The organism is Methylobacterium goesingense, from assembly GCF_022179225.1.
GTDB lineage: Bacteria > Pseudomonadota > Alphaproteobacteria > Rhizobiales > Beijerinckiaceae > Methylobacterium > Methylobacterium goesingense.
This window is the reverse complement of sequence record NZ_BPQL01000104.1, coordinates 1-21211: the sequence shown is the minus strand read 5'-3', so window position 1 is coordinate 21211 and position 21211 is coordinate 1. Positions and strand designations below refer to the sequence as shown.

General features: G+C 66.9%; 16 protein-coding genes. 5 read left to right on the top strand and 11 right to left on the bottom strand.

The annotated features are described in order from the left end of the window. Positions 1-6: 6 nt before the first annotated feature. Positions 7-1224, bottom strand: a complete 1218-nt coding sequence (locus MFF30_RS18150) for an acyl-CoA dehydrogenase family protein (protein ID WP_238280881.1) — start codon at positions 1222-1224, stop codon at positions 7-9. A 309-nt stretch (positions 1225-1533) separates the two neighbouring features. On the opposite strand from MFF30_RS18150, the gene MFF30_RS18145 reads away from it, so the two are divergent. The 4 genes from MFF30_RS18145 (at position 1534) to MFF30_RS18130 (ending at position 7794) form a co-directional block, all read left to right on the top strand. After that, the gene (locus MFF30_RS18145; RefSeq protein ID WP_238280880.1) at positions 1534-2931 is read left to right on the top strand and encodes an LLM class flavin-dependent oxidoreductase; all 1398 of its coding nucleotides are present in this window, start codon (positions 1534-1536) and stop codon (positions 2929-2931) included. Positions 2932-3466: 535 nt separating this feature from the next. Beyond that, complete coding sequence (locus MFF30_RS18140) at positions 3467-4012, top strand: RNA polymerase sigma factor (RefSeq protein ID WP_238280879.1); 546 nt, start codon at positions 3467-3469, stop codon at positions 4010-4012. Between the two features lie 90 nt (positions 4013-4102). Then, entirely contained in the window at positions 4103-5116 is a 1014-nt protein-coding gene (locus MFF30_RS18135) for a FecR family protein (RefSeq protein ID WP_238280878.1), read from the top strand. Positions 5117-5304: 188 nt separating this feature from the next. After that, on the top strand, positions 5305-7794 hold the full coding sequence (locus MFF30_RS18130) for a TonB-dependent siderophore receptor (protein WP_238280877.1): 2490 nt from the start codon (positions 5305-5307) through the stop codon (positions 7792-7794). A 401-nt stretch (positions 7795-8195) separates the two neighbouring features. Here MFF30_RS18130 and MFF30_RS18125 read toward each other — a convergent pair whose 3' ends face one another. The 10 genes from MFF30_RS18125 to MFF30_RS18080 form a co-directional block, all read right to left on the bottom strand. After that, on the bottom strand, positions 8196-9356 hold the full coding sequence (locus MFF30_RS18125; RefSeq protein ID WP_238280876.1) for a hybrid sensor histidine kinase/response regulator: 1161 nt from the start codon (positions 9354-9356) through the stop codon (positions 8196-8198). A 14-nt stretch (positions 9357-9370) separates the two neighbouring features. Further along, complete coding sequence (locus tag MFF30_RS18120) at positions 9371-9796, bottom strand: response regulator (RefSeq protein WP_018042937.1); 426 nt, start codon at positions 9794-9796, stop codon at positions 9371-9373. Then, a complete protein-coding gene (locus tag MFF30_RS18115; RefSeq protein WP_238280875.1) occupies positions 9780-10907 on the bottom strand; it encodes a PAS domain-containing sensor histidine kinase in 1128 nt (375 codons plus the stop codon). Before MFF30_RS18115 ends, MFF30_RS18120 begins: the two co-directional genes overlap by 17 nt. 574 nt (positions 10908-11481) lie before the next feature. Further along, entirely contained in the window at positions 11482-14229 is a 2748-nt protein-coding gene (locus MFF30_RS18110; RefSeq protein WP_238280874.1) for a PAS domain-containing protein, read from the bottom strand. 79 nt (positions 14230-14308) lie between these two features. After that, positions 14309-16024, bottom strand: coding sequence for a sensor histidine kinase (locus tag MFF30_RS18105; protein ID WP_238280873.1), 1716 nt, complete (start codon positions 16022-16024; stop codon positions 14309-14311). Positions 16025-16169: 145 nt separating this feature from the next. Beyond that, entirely contained in the window at positions 16170-17423 is a 1254-nt protein-coding gene (locus MFF30_RS18100; RefSeq protein WP_238280872.1) for a cation:proton antiporter, read from the bottom strand. A gap of 58 nt (positions 17424-17481) precedes the next feature. Continuing rightward, positions 17482-18549, bottom strand: a complete 1068-nt coding sequence (locus MFF30_RS18095; protein WP_238280871.1) for an endonuclease/exonuclease/phosphatase family protein — start codon at positions 18547-18549, stop codon at positions 17482-17484. Further along, positions 18546-19082, bottom strand: a complete 537-nt coding sequence (locus MFF30_RS18090) for a DUF421 domain-containing protein (protein WP_238280870.1) — start codon at positions 19080-19082, stop codon at positions 18546-18548. Before MFF30_RS18090 ends, MFF30_RS18095 begins: the two co-directional genes overlap by 4 nt. A 99-nt stretch (positions 19083-19181) precedes the next feature. After that, a complete protein-coding gene (locus MFF30_RS18085) occupies positions 19182-19517 on the bottom strand; it encodes a hypothetical protein (RefSeq protein WP_238280869.1) in 336 nt (111 codons plus the stop codon). Between the two features lie 158 nt (positions 19518-19675). After that, the gene (locus MFF30_RS18080) at positions 19676-20230 is read right to left on the bottom strand and encodes a fasciclin domain-containing protein (RefSeq protein WP_238280868.1); all 555 of its coding nucleotides are present in this window, start codon (positions 20228-20230) and stop codon (positions 19676-19678) included. Between the two features lie 383 nt (positions 20231-20613). On the opposite strand from MFF30_RS18080, the gene MFF30_RS18075 reads away from it, so the two are divergent. Next, the gene (locus MFF30_RS18075; protein WP_373320935.1) at positions 20614-21078 is read left to right on the top strand and encodes a PRC-barrel domain-containing protein; all 465 of its coding nucleotides are present in this window, start codon (positions 20614-20616) and stop codon (positions 21076-21078) included. The last annotated feature ends 133 nt before the right edge of the window (positions 21079-21211 follow it).

The window sequence follows — 21211 nt, the reverse complement described above, 5'->3', positions numbered from 1 at the left end:
CTGACCTCAGGCCGAACCGACGCGGTACTCGCGCGGCGGCGCGGTGCCGTTGACCGCGAAGGCCCCGACGATGCGGTCGCGGTAGATCCGTGGATTGTGCGAGGCGATGGTGCGGGCGTTGCGCCAGTAGCGGTCGAGGCCCAGGCCCTCCTTCACCGCCGAGGCGCCGAGCGCGTCGAACAGGCCGGTGGTGGCCTCCAGCACGAGGTTCGTCACCACCGTGACCGCCTGGTTGACCTCGACGTCGGCAAGCGCCGCCGGTCCCGTCGGATCGGCCCCGTCGCGGCGGACCTCGAACACCCGCTGCAGGGCCTCGGCCGCCTTCAGCACGATGGCGCCGGCCGCGTAGGCGTTGCCCCGCACGCGGCCGACCACCGCCTGGATCTGCGGGTCGTCGCCGGTGCGGGCCGCATTGCCGTGGCTGTAGACGCGCCGGCGCTCGGCCACCAGCCGGGCGACGTCCTCGGCCGCGGCCCGGCCGATGCCGGCCAGCGTGGCGAGGTGCACGAGCTGGAAGAACGCCATGGCGTAGGGAAAGCGCGCCGGGTCCGGCTTGATCCAGTCGAGCTCGACCACGACCCCGGTGAAATGCGCGGTGCCGCTCGCGGTCAGCGCCTGCCCGAATCCGTCCCAGTCGTCGACGATCGCCACGCCAGGGGCCCGGGTCGAGACCGCCGCGACCACGGGCGCGCCGTCCTCGTCCTGTGCCGAGAGGTGGATCCAGTCGGCGAACAATGAGCCGGTGGTGTAGAATTTCCGCCCGTCGACGACCCGCTCGGCCCCGCGCCGGCGGAGGATGGTGTCGAACTGGCCGACCTTGGCCTCCCCGGTCTCGGAGACGCCGCTGCCGATGGTCTCCCCGGCGGCGATCCGCCCGGTCCAGCGCGCCCGCCATTCGGGCGAGGTCGAGCAAAGCACGTCTTCGGTGAAGCCGAAATGCGCACGCAGCGCGTTGGTGACGTTCGAATCCCCCTGCGACAGCTCGATCAGCAGATTGAACAGTTCGGGCAGGCTCGCCCCGTGCCCGCCCGCCGCTTCCGGCAGCCGAAGGGTGGTGAAGCCCACCTCCTTGAGCCAGGCGATCTCGGAATGCGGCAGCCGGCGCGCGCCGTCCCGCGCCACGGCGGTGGCGCGGATCTCGGCGAAGGCCGGGCGAAAGCGCGCGGCGAGGTCTTCGTAGCGGGCGCTCGGGCCGGCCCCCCAACCCGCATCCGTTTGCGACATGATCCTGCAATCCCGTCCTGAGCCGGCTGAACCCTCGGGCAGCCGTTGTTGAAATCCGGGATTACCGTTCGAAAATCAAGTCTTCGTCGGGAAAATGACGTACGTTCGCATGCATTTGGGACACATATCTACAGTAACATCTTTGCAAGAACAAACCCCCTTTGGATGATGCGATCCAAAAAAGAAGGTTCTTGTTGACCGGACGTTCGCTAGCAATACCCTGAGCTTCCTGGTCTCTCGCCTGCCCGTGCTTCCCGCCTGCCTGGGCGAGACCCGGCGAGGCCACGCCCGCTGCAGACGGATCCTTCGATGACGACGCGCCGAGAATTGCGGCTGAACGCCTTCCAGATGGCCTCGCCGGGCCACACCTGGGCCGGCCTGTGGCGGCACCCACGCGACACGGGGAGCGCCTACAACAGCCTCGACTACTGGGTGGACCTCGCGCGCACCGCCGAGCGCGGCCTCTTCGACGGAATCTTCCTCGCCGACGTACTCGGTCAGTACGACGTCTACGCCGGCACCGCCGACGCGGCCCTGTCGCGGGCCGCCCAGGCCCCGAACCTCGACCCGTTCCTGGTGGTGCCCGCCATGGCGCAGGCGACCCGCCATCTCGGCTTCGGCGTCACCGCCAACCTGACCTACGAGTACCCCTATCCCTTCGCCCGGCGCATCACGACCCTCGACCACCTCACCGGCGGCCGGGTCGGCTGGAACATCGTCACCGGCTACCTCGAGAGCGGCGCCCGCGGCATGGGCCAGGACACGACCCGGGCACACGACACACGCTACGAGGCTGGGGACGACTTCCTGGAGGCCGCCTACAAGCTCTGGGAGGGCAGCTGGGAGGCGGGCGCCGTCCGGCGCGACCGGGCCGGCGGCGTCTTCACCGATCCGGCACGGGTCCACCGCATCCGGCACGACGGTCCGTACTATCGCATCGACGGCCGGCACCTCGCCGAGCCCTCGCCCCAGCGCACGCCGGTGCTCTACCAAGCCGGCACGTCGAGTCGGGGCAAGATCTTCGCAGGGCGCCACGCCGAGGCCGTGTTCCTCAACGGCCAGACGAAGCCGCTGGCCGCCAAGGCCGTGCGGGACCTGCGCGAGGCGGCCCGCGCCGCCGGGCGCGACCCTTACGATATCCGCATGTTCCTCGGCGCCACCGTCATCGTGGCGCCGACCCGCGCCGAGGCCCTGTCCTTACGCGACGAGTATGCGCGCTACATCGACGTCGAGGGCCAGCTCGCCCTGGTCTCGGGCTGGACGGGCATCGACCTGTCAGCCCTGGGACCCGACGAGGCCCTGGCCTACGTCAAGACGAACGCCATGCAGTCCCTGGTGGAGAACCTGACGCAAGGCGGCGAGCGGCCCTTTACCCGGGCGGACTTTGCCGAGTTCGGCCCGCGCGGGGCCCGCGCGCCCTTCATCGTCGGCGCACCCTCCGAGGTCGCCGACGAACTCGTCGCCTGGGCCGAGGCTACCGACGCCGACGGCTTCAACCTGACCCGCGCAGTGGCGCCGGAAACCCTGGAAGCCTTCGTCGACCTCGTCGTCCCGGAACTTCAATCGCGCGGTGTCTTCAAGACCCGCTACGCGGAGGGCACGCTGCGCGAGAAGCTGTTCCCAGGCAGCGGCCCGCACCTCGGAGCGAGCCATCCCGGCGCGGGCTTCCGGCGGGGGACGCCGCAGGCCTTCCCGGCCGCGTCGTGAGGAGCAAGGAAGCTTCCGGTATGATGCGAGCCAGCCCCCGATGTTTCCGGAGCAAGCGTCCGCTTTCTTAAGCTACCTCCCAATAGCAGACAGGCAACTATCCACCCAACCCTGCCGTAGGGCAGACGGACGGGTCTCGACCCAAGCCAGTCGCTCAGATCAACATCGGCGTTTCTCGATAGCGGACATTCGTCGGCTGTCTGGCAACTGCGACCAGGGGTCGGGATGCGACCTTTATCACCACGGCCGCAACCAGACATCCGCCCCTGTGCCCAGTTCTCCTGCAGTTCTATCTTAGACCTAGCCGCAATAAAGACCATCGGCGCATTTGCGCACAAGATCACATTGCCGCATCGAGTTACATCGCCCGTCGTGTAGAAAATATAAGAAGACAACATTCGTTCTAAATATAACAATTAAAAACTAGGGAATTGTTTCTTGGGCGTGACTTTTATGTTATTGCTCCATGGACCATCGTCGCTATACGCCACGGCATAACCAAGCCACCCCAGCCCTCTCGCACAGGCAGAGGTCAATGCCTGCCGTCGATCCCGCCCATGATGGGCCTGCGAGCCGATTGGCGATTCTCTATCGCAGCCATTGCGAGGCTTTGCTGCGGTTTCTGAGCCGAAAGGTTGGCCGACACGAAGCGTCCGATCTGATGCATGAAACGTTCATCCGAGTTGCGCGGGCCGAGCAGGGACGGACCGTACTGCACAACGAGCGCGCCTTCCTGTTTCAGGTCGCGGCGAACCTAGCCGTGGATCACAACCGCGCGCAGGTGCGCCAGTCTCGGCTTCTCTCGCCCGTCGAGATCGACGATTTGCTGGCGGTCACAGACGAGGCGCCGGGGCCGGATCGGCAGGCGCAGGGTCGCCTGGACCTCCAAAACCTCGCTGCCGCTCTACGCGAACTTCCGCCCCGGCGCGCCGAGGCCTTTCGCCTGAGCCGGATCGAGGGCGTGAGTCACGCATACATCGCAGCGCGCCTCGGCGTATCGCTCCGGACCGTGGAAGCCGAGGTCAGGATGGCGCTCGACCATTGTGCGGACCGTCTCCGATCAAGCGGAATCCCGGATTGATTGCGGGATGCGACGCATCGAAACGTTTTACTACCGGGCGCGCTTTCCGTGCGATGACGCGAAACGCGTCCGCAGACCGGCGGGAGAAGTATGAAGGCGCCGAACCATCAGCACGGGCCGACAAGCGGCGACGATGGCGGCGTCCGGCAGCAGGCGCATGCCTGGGTCGTTCACCTGACCTCCGGAACGGCGACGCAGGATGACGCCCGGGCCCTCGCCCTCTGGCGCTCCGTGCCTGAGCACGACGCCGCGTTCCGGGCTGCCGCCGGACTTTGGCAGCGGACGGGCGACGCCCTCGCGGGCACGTCCAGGCCGACAGTCGCCCGGGAGGCACCGCGCGGGATGACCCGGCGGCGCATGCTCGGCCGAGTGGCCGCCGGCGGGGTCGCATCTGCTTCCATAGCCGCCGCGGGCGCGACGCTTGTGTTGCGGTGGCCGACCCTGCGTGCCCCCTACCGGACGGGAACCGGCCAGATCCGGACGGTGACCCTGCCGGGCGGCATCCGCATCGAGCTGGATGCCGAGACCGCGCTGGACGCCGATCTCGACGACATGCGGCAGGACATCGTTCTGCATGCGGGCTCGGTGGCCGTCACCGTTCCGGCCAACCGCACTGCCCTCGCCGTGGTCGTGGGTGAGGCGCGCCTCGTCACCGAGCCGAGCGAGCCGGCTGAGGTCGTCGTCCGCTGCAGGCCGCGCGGAGGCCTGTCCGGCTGGGTCGGCGGCCAGGATGCCGACGTGGCCTGCCTGTCCGGCCGCGTTACCGTCGTTCCCGCACCGGGCGTTCCTGCGACGCGCCTCGTGGCCGGACAGGAGGTCGGGATCGGACCGGATGCGCGCGGCCTCCACGCCATCGACGTCGCCGCCACGGCGGCGTGGAGGCGGGGCCTGCTTGTCTTCCGCGGCACGCCCCTGGCGCAGGTCGTGGACGATCTCAACCGATACCGGCCGGGCCGGATCGTCGTCGCCAGTTCGGCTGCGGCCGCCCGGCGGGTGACGGGCGTGTTCCACCTCGCGCGGCCGGAGGAGGCCCTCGGCAGCATCCGCACCGCCCTCGCCCTATCGGAGGTCAGGTTCGGCGACCGCCTCGTCGTCCTGCGCTGAGCGCCGCGCAATGGCGTCGGACAGCGAAAAGGCAAAAAGTTTTTTTGCGGGCTCGCCACCCGGCGCGCGTCTGAGGAATCAGACGGGCGATCACGACCCGTCGGTCAGCGGTGACAAGCCGCAGTATGGCGTGGGGCACGATGATGGCGCGCGGACACAGGCGGAATCGGGCAGGGGACGGCTATCGGATGGTGACGGGATTGAGTGGGGTCGCAGCACTCGTGCTGGCCCTACCGACGCAGACTTCGGCAGCCATCGCCCCCGCGGACCTGACGGGACCGATGTTCGAGGCGCGGATCATCCGCGTGACGTCACCCAACCCGGATGCGGACGAAACCCTAGACTTCGCGATTGCCGAGCAGCCCCTCGACGAGGCTCTAGCAACCTATGGCGCCATTAGCGGCGTGCAGCTGATCTACGACAGCAACGCCAGCCGCCGCCTGCGCTCGAAGCCACTCTCCGGACGCTACGACCGGATGGAAGCCTTGCGGCAACTGCTTGCAGGCACCGGCCTGGTGCCGCACTTCACGGCCAAGCGGTCGGCCACCATCGTCGGTGTAGTCGCTCAGGCAGAAATCGCCGGCCAGCATGACGGCGCCGTCACCCTCGACGCCCTGGAGGTGACCGGTGACACGGCCCTCGGACCGGTCAACGGCTACGTTGCCAGACGCAGCGCGACGGCAACGAAGACCGGTATGTCGATTCTCGAAACGCCGCAGGCCATCAATGTGGTCGGCCGGAAGGAGATCGAGGATCGTCAGGCGCAGAACGTTCGCCAGGCCTTACTCTACACCCCGGGCGTGCTCACCCAGTACGGCACGGACCTGCGCTACGACTGGCTCTACGTCCGCGGCTTCGTGCCCGGACGTTACCTGGACGGTCTGCGCCTGCCGTTCGGCGCGCGGGGCTACTCGCAGCCGCTCATCGAGACGTACGGCCTGGAGCGCGTCGAACTGCTGAAGGGCCCTTCCTCGGGACTCTACGGGCAGAACTCGCCAGGCGGCCTGCTCAACCTCGTCAGCAAGCGTCCGACCGCGGTGCCCCTGCACGAGATCCAGCTTCAAACCGGCAGTTACGGACGTGCCCAGGCCGCCTTCGACCTGTCCGGCCCCGTCGATCCGGACGGCCGGATCCTCTACCGGCTTACCGGGCTCGCGCGCACCACCGGAACCCAGCTGGATTACCTGGAGGAAGACCGGGTCTTCATCGCACCGAGCGTCACGTTCCGGCCGGACGCCGACACGTCCTTCACGATCCTGTCTCAGTACCTGCACATCAACTCGCCCGGCGGCGGCGCGCCGCAAGGCCTGCCGACCCTCGGGACCCTGTACACGAACCCGCGCGGGCGCATCCCCACGCGCCGCTTCATCGGCGAACCGAACTACGACCGGTTCAAGCTCGACCAGAGCTTCATCGGCTACGCGTTCGAGCACCGCTTTAACGACGTCTGGACCGTGCGCCAGAACCTTCGCTTCGCGCATGTCGAAGCCGACACCCAACGCGTCCAGGCGATCGGTCTCGCCGCCGATGGACGGACGTTGTCGCGTTATGCCTGGGCCTTCCCGGAACGGTCGAACCTCTTCAACGTCGACAACCAGGCGGAGGCGCGTTTCCTCACCGGACCTTTCGCACATACGCTCCTTTTCGGTGCCGATTACCTGCGCGAGGATGCGCGCTACGACGAGTCCAACCTGCGGATCGTACCCTCGGTCGACATCTTCGCCCCGGTCTATGCCGGCACGGTCACGCGTCCGCCCCTCGGGACGCAGATCACGCAAGGGCGCAATCAGACCGGTGTGTACGCGCAGGACGAGATCCGCTTCGGGGGCTTCAGTCTCACGCTGAGCGGACGCCAGGATTGGGCCAATGCCATCACGCGGACCCGGACCGCCTCGACCGGCGCGCTGGCGCAAGTGAAGCAGGACGATGCCGCCTTCACCGGCCGTGTCGGCCTCAGCTACCTCTTCGAGGGGGGCCTCGCCCCTTACGTGAGCTACGCGACGTCGTTTCAGCCGACCTCCGGCACCAACCGGCTCGGCACGCCCTTCGCTCCGACCACCGGCGACCAGATCGAGGGCGGCATCAAGGTCCAGCCGGCCGGTTCGAACCTCCTACTCACCGGTGCGGTGTTCGACCTGAAGCAGCAGAACGTGCTGACGCCGGACGCCCTCGACTTCCGGTTCAACACCCAGGCTGGTGAGGCACGAGTTCGTGGGCTTGAACTGGAGGCCAAGGCCAGCCTCACGGACAGCCTCGACTTCATCGCCTCCTACGCGGCCATGAACAGCAGGTTCACGAAGGCCAACCCCAACGCGGCGGGTGTCAGCATCGTCGGTAACGAATTGCCCTTCGTTCCACGCCATCAGGCGTCAGCCTGGCTCGACTACACGATCCGAACGGGGGATTGGGCTGGCCTCGGCCTCGGCGGGGGCGTGCGCTACATCGGCGTCTCGGTCGGCGACAACGCTAACCTCTATCGGACACCCGCGGTCACGCTCGTCGACGCAGCGCTGCGTTATGATTTCGGGTATCGCTATCCGAGTTTGAAGGGCGTCGACCTTGCGCTCAACGCAACGAACCTGTTCGACAGAACCTACGTCACGACATGCATCGCTGCGACCGGCTGCTTCTACGGAAACAGACAGACGATCCTCGCGACGCTACGCTATCGCTGGTAATGATCGAAGAAATTTGTCACGGATTTCGGAAGGGCGAAGTGCTCAGCGCAATTGGCAACCCTGACCACGCAGGATGAAGCGGGATTTTAGGTCGCAAATCTTCGCCCGTTTCATTAATTATCAAAGTGAGGTGAGCGGACTGTGTTAGGTCACGAACGGTCCCAAAGGCTATGTCTTGTTCAAGGCATCCATCCACCGGAAGCGGACGGGCCGAAAACCACCCGTCCCGGACGTTCAGTGCCGGAGACCGTCGCTCCAGTCGAGATCGAGGATCTGCCGAACGCCATCGACACCCGCTACTCGCCGACCCTGCGCGATCAGGGCCCGTTGGCAAGGGCGATTACTGGGATGATCAAGGCAACGCATGGTATGCCTGGATACGCATCACATCGGGGCGGGCCTCAGGCAACCGCCAGGGACCTTGGGCTTGGGTCTACGGCAGGTAAGCGGAACCGGAAGGTCGTTCCTTTGTCCACGGCGCTCTCGACAGTGAGCGCGCTTCCCTGGCGTTCGACCAGGTCGCGGCAGAGCAGGAGCCCGAGGCCGCTTCCGCGCTCGCCCGCGGTGCCGTTTGTGGTCGTGCGCCGGTCCAGGCGGAACAGATCGTCGACCTTGCCCGGAGGCATGCCGACACCAGTGTCCGTGACGGAAATCTCGATGGCGTCACCATCGTGCCGGCCGGTGACCGTGATGGTCCCGCTGGGAAGCGTAAACTTGACCGCGTTGCTGACGAGGTTGCGCAGGACGGTGGCGAGCATGTCGCGCTGCGCCCGGACCTTGATCCCGTCGCAGGCAACCGACAGGGTCAGTCCCTTGTCGGCTGCGGCCTCGGCGCCGCCCTGTATCACCTCGCTGGCGACTTTGCCGAGATCGACGTCGGTGATGGTGACAGCCATCGTGTCCATCTGCAGGCTAGCCCATGAGAACAGGCTTTCAAGCAGGGAGTAGGCCTGGGTGGCGGCGTCGTTGATGCCTTTGGCCCGACGTTCGATGGAGGCGTGGTCCCGCGAGGCTACTGCCTTCCCAAGCACCTCGGACAGCCCGAGCAGCGCCTGGAAGGGATTACGCAGATCATGCGCGATGATCGAGAACAGCAGGGTCTTCTGCCGGTTCAGTGTGTCGAGCTCCAAGGATTTCGCCTCGGCTTCGCGCCGGGCCTCGTCGAGTTTGGCCTGGAAGCCGCGGCGGGCCTCCGCGTACCGGATGGCGCGTGCGAGGCTCGACGGCGTCGCCTCCGCCTTGGCGAGGTAATCGAGGGCACCGGCACGCATGAGCCGGAACGCCAGGTCCTCGTCTGCCTCGCCAGTCAGCATCAGCACGGCGTGACCCTCGCCCGGCAGGGCGAGGAGGGAGGCGAGGAGGTCGAAGGTGTCGACGTCCGGCAGGCGGTAGTCGAGCAGGATGCAATCGAACGCACCCTCCCGCGCCAGCCGCAGCCCTGTCGTGCCGTCGGGCGCCTCGGTCAGGTCGTGCTTCAGCCCCGACTTCTTCAAGGCGCGGCGCACGGACGTCCGGTCGACGGCGTCGTCGTCGATCAGCAGGATGCGGGTGGGGGATTCCACGTGTCTGCCGAACCCTATTGCGGGAACTCGACCACCTTCCAGAAGTGCTCCAGCATGGAGACCGCCTCCATGAAGGTGTTGGCCGGGTCCCGCTTGACGATGTAGCCGGCGACGTTGTGCCCGTAGGCCCGCATGCGGTCCTCGTCCGCCTTCGAGGTGGTGATCATGAACACCACGGCGGTGCGCAAATCCTCGTCGGCCCGGATCTCCTCCAGGAACTCAATGCCGTTCATGCGCGGCATGTTGAGGTCAAGCAGGATGAGGTGAGGCTTCGGCAGCTTCTCCTTGCCGTTCTGGCCTCGCAGGTACTCCAGCGCCTCGATGCCGTCGCGGGCGACCGTGATCGGGTTGCCGATCTTGCTTTTCTTGAAGGCACGCTTCAGTCCCTGGACGTCAACCTCGTCGTCGTCGACCAGCAGCAGGTTAACCGTCGAACCCATCAGTTCCCCCCTTCGCGCCGTCCTTCGGCCACGTGAAATGGACCGAGAGGCCACGCCCCTCCCGGCCCTCGGTCAGCCAGACCTTGCCACCCTGACGCTCGACGAGCTTCCTGACGATGGCCAGTCCCATGCCGCTCCCCTCGACCTCGTCGCGTGGCCTCAGGGTCTGAAACATGCCGAACACGCGTTCGCGGAACTGCTCGGGGATGCCGGCACCGTCGTCCGTCACGACGAACTCTACCATATCGCCCACGGAGTGCGCATCGACCCGGACGCGACCGTCCCCCGGATGGTCGTGATGCTTGATCGCGTTGCCGATCAGGTTCTGGAGCGCCTGGGTGAGCGGGGCCTTCGCCGCGTTCAGCGTCGGCAGGTCATCCGCGGCTGCGATCTCGAACCCCTCTTGCGGGCTCACCAGGACGGCGAGCTCCTCGACGAGGGCCTTGGTGTTGACTTGGGTGAAGGCCACGTCCGCGCGTCCGGCCCTTGAGTAGGCCAGAAGGTCGTCGAGCAGGCTCTCCAGGCGCCGGACCCGGCTCTTAAGGAGCTCCATGTTGGTCTGGACGTCGCCGGTCAGCGAATCTTCGAGGTCTTCCTCGATCCAGCCGACGAGGTTCTCGATGCCGCGAAGGGGCGCCTTCAGGTCGTGCGAGGCGACGTAGGCGAACTGCTCTAGTTCCTCGTTAGTGCGGCGTAGGTCGCGGGCCTTGCTGGCCAGCCGCGCCTCCATGCGCTTGCGGTCGGTAATGTCCGTGTTGGTCCCGTACCAGCGGATGACCTCTCCCTCCGCGTCGCGAAAGGGGTTGGCCATCGAGAGGAACCAGCGGTACTCGCCGGTGGCGGCGCGCAAGGGGAAGGTGTCGTTCCAGGCTTCGCCGGATTTGAAGGCGCGCGAGATCCGCTCGACGACCCGGTCGACATGGTCGGGGTGGTGCACGGCCTTCCAGCCCCAACCCTTCATGGAATCGATGGTTGTTCCGGTGTACTCGTACCAACGCTGATTGTACCAGAAGATGTCCCCGTTCGCGTCCGCGATCCAGGCCATCTGCGGCAGGGTATCCGCCAGGTTGATGAAGTCGGCCGCGTCCGGAGCGGCCGTGGGAGATGCCATCGGCTCGCTCATGGCTGCTTCCTCGGAAAACATGAGCCGGGTTCGTCCCGGCCGGGAGGGGATGGGGAAGGTTGCGAAGGCGACGCTGCCAGAGCGAACGGGTCGGATCGGGGGTATCGTAATTGGACCGACCGATCCCGGGACCGGCTAACGTCTCTCGGCGACCGCGCCATGTTTGTCCATCGGAAACGCATTCGAAACACTGGACCCTTTCGAATGCTCCGGCATGCTGCGGCCAAAGTAGTCTTATCGTAGGGAACTAAAAGCTCCCTGCACGCTTGGACGGAGCCGGTATGGCTCGGTGTGAGACCGGAGGGGCAGGCGCACCGCGCCACGGAAGCGATCTGGGCCATCACATGTCGGACGGCGAGACCGAAAAATCCATGCCCTTCGTAGAGATCAACCGGGTTTACGCGTCCCCGGCGAACGCCAGCGAGAAGAACCTCGGCAGGACTTTGCGCGCGATGTACGACGCCGTGCCGTCGCAACCGCCGTCCCGGAGGCTCGGAGAGCTGCTGCATCGTCTCCATAAGGCCTTTGTGGGAACGTCACGCTAGGTCCCCGCGCCTTGATGCTATGGCGGAGGCGTGTCCTCCGCCTGCAGGCCGCGCAGCGGAGCGTCGATGGTGCAGACCACGCCGGTGACAGGGTAGGACAGATCGACCTCGCCCCCGAAGCTGCCGGCCAAACCCCGTCCGATGAGACGCGTGCCGAACCCGGTTCGTTTCGGCGGTTCGACGGACGGGCCGCCTTCCTCCGACCAGCGCAGAGCGCAGTAGGGCTCATCCGCCTCCTGCCGCACCTCCCAGGCCACGGAGATCTTCCCCTCGGCCGTGGAGAGCGCGCCGTACTTGGCCGCGTTCGTCGCGAGCTCGTGCAGGATCAGCGACAGCGACATCGCCGCCTTCGGTCCGACGGTGAAGGTCGGCCCTTCGACGACGAAGCGCCCGGGGTTGTCCTGGTGGGTCCTGAGCGCCCCCCGGATCACGGACCCGATCGGGGCCGCGCAGACCTCGCCGCCGAGAAGCAGGTCGTGCGAGTTGCCGAGGGCGATCAGGCGGCCAGCGAGGACGTCCTTGGCGGTGTTGACGTCCGTGGCGTTGCGCATGGTCTGCGTGGCGATGGCCTGCACCATCGCCAGCATGTTCTTCATACGGTGGCCAAGTTCGAGGTTGAGTGTGCGCTGGCGTTCCTCCGCCTCGATCCGGGCCAGCGCGGCGCGGGTCCGGTCCGCGATGTTGCTGGCGAAGCTGACTTCCTCGGGCTTCCAGGCGTACGGCTCGGCCTTGAGCGCGAACAGCAGCGCCACGAACCGCCCGTGCTCCATCAGGGGCAGGTTGAGCAGAGAGCGCACGTGGATGCCCGCTAGGGCTTCGGCGTCCCTGGCCGTGCGCGGATCCTCGGTGACGTCGTCGATGATCACGGCGTGGCCGTTCTTAAGGCCGTCGATGTAGGTGCCGTAATCCCGGAAGCCATGCAGCCCTCCGATGCCCGGGATGCCTGGGGCGGACCAACCTTCCCCGACGGCGATGGTCTCACGGTCATGGTCAACGTCGCCGTATCCGGCATGCGACAGTCCAAGCGTACGGCCGAGGATCTCCGCCGCCACCCGGGCGATCTCCGTGCGGTCGCCGGTGTTGCGCAGGCGGTCACCAAGTTCCGCGAGGGCCGCTCGCCTCGCATCGGCGCGCCGCCGCTCGGAGACGTCGATGAACATCGCGGCGAAGCGGTTTTCGGATTCGCGATAGGCGCGGACCTCGAACGTCCGCATTAGTTCGGGCACCGTGATCTCGAAGACCTCCGGGACGCCGGTGTCGACCACACGTGCGTAGGTCTCGATGACCCAGCCTGGAATGCCCGGGATCACCTCGCGCACGGTGCGTCCCACGGTCTCCACCTTCAGCCCCGACTGCGCGGCGAAGGCCGGGTTGATCTCGACGAACCGGTAGTCGAATACCCGTCCATCCGCATCCCGGATGATCTCGCCGCTGAAGAACCCCTCCTGCATGCCCTCGAACAGGCCGCGCCAGCGCTGCTCGCTCTCGACGATGCGTTGCTCGGAGGCGCGCTGGGCCGTCACGTCGCGCGAGACCACCAGCAGCCGCTCGGGCCGGCCGTCCGGTCCGCGGATGGGCGTTACCTGTACGTCCCACCACTTCGCCTTACCCTTCAGGGTCTCCGCCGGTCCCTGAAAGTGCCCGGTGCCGCCGGCCAGCGCCGTCCAGAACGCCGCCTTAGCGTCCGCCTGGGCCTGTCCCTGCCAGAACCGGATCCAGTCGCAGCCCTTCACCTGATTAAAGTCGTCGGCCTCCATCACGGCCAAGCCTCCCTCGTTCATGAAGGTCAGCCGGGCGTCGGGGTCGAGCACTTTGATGCAATCGGCCGAGGACGACAGCACCCCGCGCATGAAGGCGGCGTCGGCCTGCTCCTTGGCGGCGGCGTTACGTTGCGCCGTGCGGTCGCGCAGGACCTTGATGAAGCCCTCGTGCCGGCCGTCCTCGTCGCGCAGCGGCATCATCTCACCGTTGGCCCAGAAGCGGCTGCCGTCCTTGCGCACGTGCCAGCGCTCGTCGGCCCCACGCCCGTGCAGAAGCGCCGCCCCCATCTCTCTTTCGGGTACGCCACAGGCGACGTCCTCCTCGGTGAAGAACACGTGTGCGGGCTTGCCGCACATCTCCGCCTCGTCCCATCCGAGGATTTGCTCCGCACCCGGGGACCAGCTCGTCACCATGCCGTCGAGGTCCAGGGAAACAATGGCGTAGTCGACCGCACTCTCCAGGATCGCCTTGTTGCGCCGGTCGCCCTCGCGACGCATCCGAAGAGAGCGGCGCAGTTCAAGTGTCGTCATGACCTGATGTGCCAGCGTACGCAGAACGAACGCTTGCGAGGCCGTCAGCTTGTTCGGCTTCGTGTCGAGGACGCACAGCGCCCCGAGGGCGACGCCGTCCGCGGTCCGGAGCGGGGCGCCGGCGTAGAAGCGGACCTGCGGTCCGCCTGTCACTAGGGGGTTGTTCGCCGTTCGGGTGTCGAGGCGCAGGTCCTCAATCTCGAACACGTCGTCCTGCCGTACGGTGTAGGCGCAAATCGACTGGGAGAGGGGCGTCTCGCTCTGCCCGAAGCCGGTCTCTGCCTTGAACCACTGACGGTCGCGGTCCCGATCAAGAAGCGAGATTAGGGACACGGGCATGCCGCAGGTCTCTGACGCCACCCTCACGATGTCGTCGAACTCGGCCTCCCCGGGCGTATCGAGGATATCGTAAGCGGCCAGTACGACGTCCCTGCGCGCCTTGACCTGCTCGCCACCGTCGATCTTGCCCCTCATAGCATCCATTGTCTTCGTAAGGCTTTATTAGCGGCCAGATGGTGTCGCGCGTAGCCCCGCGAAAGCATCCGTATACACTTCAATGGACGATCACGAGAGGGCTGAGATGCGCCGCCCCCAACGGTCCCAGCGGCACTTCGAAGGAGAAGCGAAGGCCAGTCGCTGCGAAGTCCATGGAGACCGTGCCGTCGAGTTCGCGCTCCACGCTCACCGCGATGAGGCGCGTGCCGAACCCTCGCCGGGCAGGAGGCGACGTCGGCGGGCCGCCGGTCTCGGTCCAATCGAGCCTCAGGCGACCCACGCCCCCGGCAGCGGCCACGACCGACCAGCGCACCTGGATCCCGCCGCCCGCCACCGACAGCGCCCCGTGCTTGACCGCGTTCGTCACGAGCTCGTGCAGCGTCATGCCGAGGGAGAGGACATGCCGCGGCGGCAGGTCGACGTTGGGACCATCGAACACGAAGGCGTTGTCGCCGCCGCGATAGGGGCCGAGCTCGTTCTCCAACACGGCCCGCAACGGGGCGCCCGACCAGTCGTCCCGCGTCAGCAGGTCGTGGGTCTTCGACAGGGCCAGGATGCGTGCCTCAAGCCGTTCGCCAGGGGCTTCTCCGCCAAGCGTCGATTGCCGGGCGAGCGCCTGAACCGTGGCGAGCGTGTTCTTCACGCGATGGTTCAACTCGTGGAGCATCGTCACCTGCCGCTCCTGCATTTCCCGGCCGTTGCGGACCTCCTCGCGGAGCTCCGTCTCGTTGCGCTGCAGGCTGGCCGCCATGCCATCCAGCTTCGTCCCGAGCCGGCCGAACTCGTTCGATCCCCGGAGACCGGTCCTCGCGCACAGGTCGCCGGACTGCCAAGCGGCGGCAGTCCGCAGCAGGCGGTCGACGGGCCGCCGGATGAAGATCCGGCCGGCCACCAGCGCCGCGGCGATGGCGAGGACGGCCCCGAGCGCGATCAGCACGATTCCCCTGCGGGTTGCCGCCTCGATGTCGGCATAGGCAGTCTTGCGGTCCCGCCCGACCGTGATCCAGGCCGCGGCGGCCGGTCCCGTAGGATGCGCGCTGGCGAGCACGCGCTCGCGCCCGTCGATGCCCGGGCCGACCCGGACGCCCTCACCACGTTCCATCAGGATACGCTGACGTTCCTCGGGTATGGGTCTGCCGATCCAGGGCTCGCCGTCCGGGTAGCGGACTATGATGGTCCTATCCTCGTCGGCCACCGTGACGGAGGTACTCGGCAGGCGCAGGTTTCGCTGCAGGTGGCGCGAGAACCAGTCGAGGTCGATGGCCGCGACCAGCACGCCGACGGTTCGCCCATCGGCGTCCTTGAGGGGCTTGGCGAAGTGCAGAGACGGCCGTCCCGTCGCGGTGCCCCTGACGTAGTTGCCCATGGCGAACCCGTCCCGGGCGATGGCGCGCCTGTGATAGGCGCGTTCGGCATTCGTGTAGGCGCCCGGTGCCGAGCCGACGCTGTTGCAGACTACGGTTCCGTCCGGCCGGGTGAGCGCGACGAGCGCGAGATGTGCCGAGTTCGCGGCCGCGCGGCGCAAGTACTCCGTGCAGCCGGAGGAATCGAGGCTGCGCACAGAGGGGTCCTGGGCGACGTAGTCGAGGGCTTGGCGCACGTTCTCGGCGACCTGCTCGACATCCTCGGCGACGGTACGGGCGGTGGCCATCGTGTCGGCGCGGATGACCGCGTCGCGCGAGGCGCGCAGTGCATACTCGTTGTATCCTTGGATTGCGAGAGCCGGCGCCAGCGCAAGCAGGACAAGCAGGAGGATACGGTAGGTCAGCGACATGCGGCGTCAGGAGGCCGTCGAGGGGCTACGTGCGACCTTAGCCATGCGGCGCGGAAGCCTCATCGAAATCGCCATGCCGGATAGGCGTGCGGAAGGCATTGGCATCGAAGTCTCGTCTCGGCCATCAGACATCCGTACCTCGTTCTCAGCCTTCCCGCAGCGTGCGCCGAGCCACCATGCCGAGGGTCGAGCCCTGGACGATGATGGTGAAGAGCACGACCGCGTATGTCGCCGCCAGGATTACGGGCTTGGCGTCGCTCTCGGGAATGGAGAGTGCCAGCGCCACCGAGATGCCCCCGCGCACCCCTGCCCATGTCAGGAACGGCACGTTGCGGGGGGAGAGGTGGCCACCCCAGCGGAAGACGAGGAGGGGCGTCGACACCGCCACCAGCCGGGCCAGTAGGACGATGGGCACCGCGCAGGCGGCGAGGAGCAGGCCGTTCGCCTCGAAGCGCAGAACCAGCACTTCTAGGCCGATCAGTAGGAACAGCACCGAATTCAACACCTCGTCGATGAGGGTCCAAAGGGCGGAGACGTAGCCTTGGGTCCGCTCGCTCATCGCGTCGCGCGGAGCGCGATCCCCGACCAGCAGCCCGGCGGCGACCACCGCGAGGGGCCCACTGGCATGGATCTTCTGGGCAAGTGCGTAGGTCCCAGCCACGAGCGCCAGGGTGATCAGCACCTCGACGGGGAAGTCGTCGATGGTTCTCATAGCCCGGTAGGCAACGTAGCCGGTGACGATCCCGAGGAGCAGGCCGCCGCCCGCCTCCTGGAGCAGGAGCCAGGAAATGCCGGTGGCGCTGGTGGCCTCGCCGCCCGTGCCGGCCGCGAAGGCGACGAGGACAGTGAACAGCACGATGCCGACGCCGTCGTTGAACAGGGCCTCGCCCTGCATCTCGACCTCCAGCGTCTCGGGGACCTTGACGTTCTTCAGCGTCGCAAGGACCGCGACTGGGTCGGTCGGGCTGATCAGAGCGCCGAAGACGAGCGCCCACGCGAGCGGGATGGGCCGGCCGATGAGGTCGGCCGCCAGCCAGAACGCGCCGCCGACGAGGGCAGTGGAGATCAGGGTGCCGAGGAGCGCCAGCGTCGCCACGGCCCAGGCCCGGTCGCGCAGCGTTCGAAGGTCGAGGCTCATGGCGCCGGCGAACAGCAGAAAGGCCAGCATGCCGTTCATCACCACATCGGTGAAGTCGACCTGGCGCAGCACCTTCGTGAGGTCCTCGTAGAGGTGCTGGGCCGGGAAGGCGAGGTCGAGGCCGACGAGGGCCAGCGAGGCGGCAAGGCCCATGACGAGGAGGCCGATGGTGTGCGGCATCCTCAGGAACCGCCGGTTCAGCCAGCCGAATAGGGCCGAGAGGGTCAGCAGCATCGCGGCGAGGTCGAAGATGGAGATCACGGGCGCTCCCCGCCCGCGCAGCGAGAGACTGCCGGGACCTGTCGATGGGTGATGGTCGTCAACGCGAGCCCAGCCGTTCTGTCGCGCCCGCCGAAGCAAGCACCGCGTTGGCCGTAGCGACATCGTCCGCATCCCGCTCGGGGGGAGCCTTCGCACCTTCCACGGCCTGACGGCAGAGGCGGACGAGGTAGGGGAAGTGGTCCGATCCGAACGCGTCGAGGCGCTCGACGGACACCGTCGCGAACCCGCCTCCGTGAAAGACGTGGTCGAGGGGCCAGCGCATCCACCACGCATCGGCGTTCCAGGTCGCGACGTAGCCGAAACCCTGCCGTGGATCGATCAAACCGGACAGTCGCGCCATGCGCTCGACCGCGATCTCCCAGGGCGTGGCATTGAGGTCACCGGCGAGGATGCCAGGCTCGACCTGCGTCCGCAGCACGTCCGCCGCCGCGTAGAGCTGGGCATCCCGTCCGCGTGCGGATTGCCAGGCTTGCGGGGGCTTCGGGTGGATGCCGACAAAATCGACGGTCTCGCCGCTGCGCAGGGTGACGCCGGTGACGATGGCCGGGGTGTCCTGACCCGCGAGGTGCCGGATGCTCCCGTTTACCAGCGGCAGCCGGGAGTACAGGTGGATGCCATAATACGACCCCGTGATCCGCTGAAGGGCATGGGGCATCGCCGCGAGAACGGGCTTCAGGGCCTCGTCCCACCAGGCGTCGGTCTCCATTGCGAGGAAAAGGTCCGGCTCGACCCGCCCGACGGCCTCGACCAGGGCGGCGGCCTTTCTGTTCCCAAGCTGAACGTTGGCAACCATCACGGAAAGTCGGCCCTCGGTGGGACAGGCATCGATGTTCACGCCCGCGGTCGGCAGGTAGGGCCGAAGCACCCACGCATCGACGGTGAGGGCGGCCGCCACAAGGGCCAGCGTTGACGTTCTTGATCTCGCGGATTCCCGGAGAAAGAGCAGGAGGCCGAGGCCGACCGCAAGCAATCCCAGGGCGAAGGGTAGGCGCGGGAAGTCGAGCAGGCGCACCCACCACCACTCGGTGGGCACCAGTGGGATCAGGCTCGCGGCCGAGAGGACCAGCGCGAGGAGGAAGAGCGCGTAGCGGACGAGAGATCTCACGGGAGGCTAGGATCGGGTTGGTCACTCTCGCGCGGCGGCACCCCGTCCAAGCCGTCTTCGCGGCCGGAGAGCGACTTGAGCACGCTGATCGAGCCATCGGTCTCCAGAACCACCGCCGCGACTTGGGAGAGGTCATCCAGCCCCTCCGAGCGCAGGGCCGATAGAACGTCGTCGCGGGTCAGGCGCTGCCGGCGCATCGCGCTCTCGACCAGATGCCCCTTGTGCGCGAGGAGGGTCGGCTCGGCCTTGATCAGCGACCGGACCCGGGCAGAGCGGACGCTCGACCACGTAATCGCGTATTGCAGGCCGATGAGGGTCGCCAGGGCGAGGACGCCCTCCAACAGCGCGACCGACTTCGTCAGGACGATGGAGGACAACGTCGAGCCAAGTGCGACCGTGACCACGAGGTCGAAGGCGTTCAGTTTCGTTAGGGTGCGCTTGCCCGAGATCCTAAGGAACAGGATCAGGGCGACGTACGCCAGGGGGGCGACGACCACGACCCTGAGCAGGCCGGACCAGCTATCGAAGAACATCGCGGAAGTCCTTGTCGCGACACCCGCCGATGGGTGGCAGGTGTCCGGGCAATCGGTCCATCGAGCCGGGGCTTGTCATCCCGCCCGCTGGCGCGCGCCTCAGCGCATGTCCTTCGGGAGGTGCTGGATAGGGTTGGTTCGACCGCCCTGGCCCTGGCCCTGGACCGAGCCTTCGGACTGCATGACGTCCGTCGAGGACTGGATCGCGCTCGGCGGCGCGACCCCGCCGGTGCCCTGGTGGCGCGCGGCGCCTGATCCCTTCGTGGTCGACGTTCCCGATGGGAGCGTACCGGGCGTGGGTTGGTCGATGGAGCTGCCTACGGACTGCGCAAAGGCTGGCCCGGCGAGGGCGAGCCCGACGATGACGGCAACCGCGCCGGCGAGGCGCAAGGCGGAGCGGCCTTTGGCAGGGTGGGAAAGGTCCAAGGCGTGCATCGGCGGGGTTCCGGTCGGACGCCTGGGCGTCGGGATTGTCGAACCGAAGTGTTGCCCGCCGACTTAAGTTCCTGCCCGAGGCGTTCACGCCAAGATGGCGGATCGCTTGCAGGGCCACCCCACCCCCGTTGGCGGAGATAGGGTGGCATTCTTTCGGGTTACTTCGGCATCAGCACGCTGTCGATGACGTGCACGACGCCGTTCGACTGGTTCACGTCGGCCTGTTCAACGATGGCGCCGCCGCCCTTCTGGTCGATCAGCGCCAGCCGGTTGCCGTCCATCTTCACGGTCAGAACCTGACCTTCGACCGTCTTCAGATTGGCATCGGCGCCGCCCATCTTCGCCTTGGCCATCAGCTCCTTCGCATCGAGCTTACCCGGGACGACGTGGTAGGTGAGCACGCCCGTCAGGGTCTTCTTCATCTCGGGCTTCAGCAGGGAATCCACGGTTCCGGCCGGCAGCTTCTTGAAGGCGTCGTTGGTTGGGGCGAAGACCGTGAACGGACCCTTGCCGCTCAGGGTGTCGGCGAGGCCCGCAGCCTTCACGGCGGCGACGAGGGTCGTGAGGTTGCTGGCCTTGGATGCGTTCTCGACGATAGTCTTGTCGGCCAGCATCGGCGCGCCGCCGACCATTGGGGAGGTCTCGGCGAGGGCGGGAGCGGCCACGGTAAGGCCGACGGCGAGGAAGACGGCGTTCAGGGTCGAGCGTATCATGGCAAATCCTATAAGTGAGATGAAGCTTCGGAAACCGAGGCTCATGCTACCCCTACGCACTGACTTATCCGCAAGTTTCAAAACACCGATCACGATAAGTTCATGAATTCCAAGGCGCAGCTACAGGTCATCTCCGGCAGATAGGGTGATGGTTCCGTAAAATGCACGTGGATGACACCCCTGATATCAGGCTCATTCGTCCCGTTGACGCATTTGAAGGGTCGGCGGCCTAGCTTATTCTATGCCTTACGCCTGGCGATTGAGATGAACGTTTCCTGAACGGGCGCGTTGGACCTGCGAACTGGTTGATCGAGCGTCGGTCAATCGCCGTCCGGGCTTTGCGGGCAGTCCCGCCCATTCAGGCCCCTTTCCAGGAGATCCCCTTGACACATCGCGCCCTCGCCGCTGCCCTCGCGCTTACCTACCTGTCGATGCCCGCCGTGGCCCAGACCACTCCGGCCCCAGCTGCGCCCACCCCCGGCACCGCGATGCCGGCGTCCTCAGACATGGGGATGAAGATGGCCGACACGGCGACGGTGAAGCTGAAGTTCATGACCGTGAAGCCAGCCGATGTGATGTCGTCCAAGCTCGTCGGCACCACCGTCTACAACAACAAGAAGGAGACGGTGGGCGAGGTCGAGGATCTCGTGATCGAGAACGGCAAGACCCTCACAGGCGTCGTAGTCAGCGTCGGCGGCTTCCTGGGCCTCGGCGAAAGCTACGTCGTGCTCGACCCGTCCTCGCTCGCCATCAGCAACAAGGACGGTAAGTGGATGGTCCACGCCGATACCGATAAGGACACCCTGAAGAACGCGCCGAAGTTCGAGTATTCCAAGAAGAAGATGTGATCCCCGTAGACAAAGGAGACCCAATCATGAAGCACACCCTTCTCGCCTCGGCGCTCTTGGCCGGCCTCGGCCTTTGCGCCTTCAGCCTGCCCTCGGCCGCCCTGCCCATGAACGCCTCCGGCGTCACGGCCTC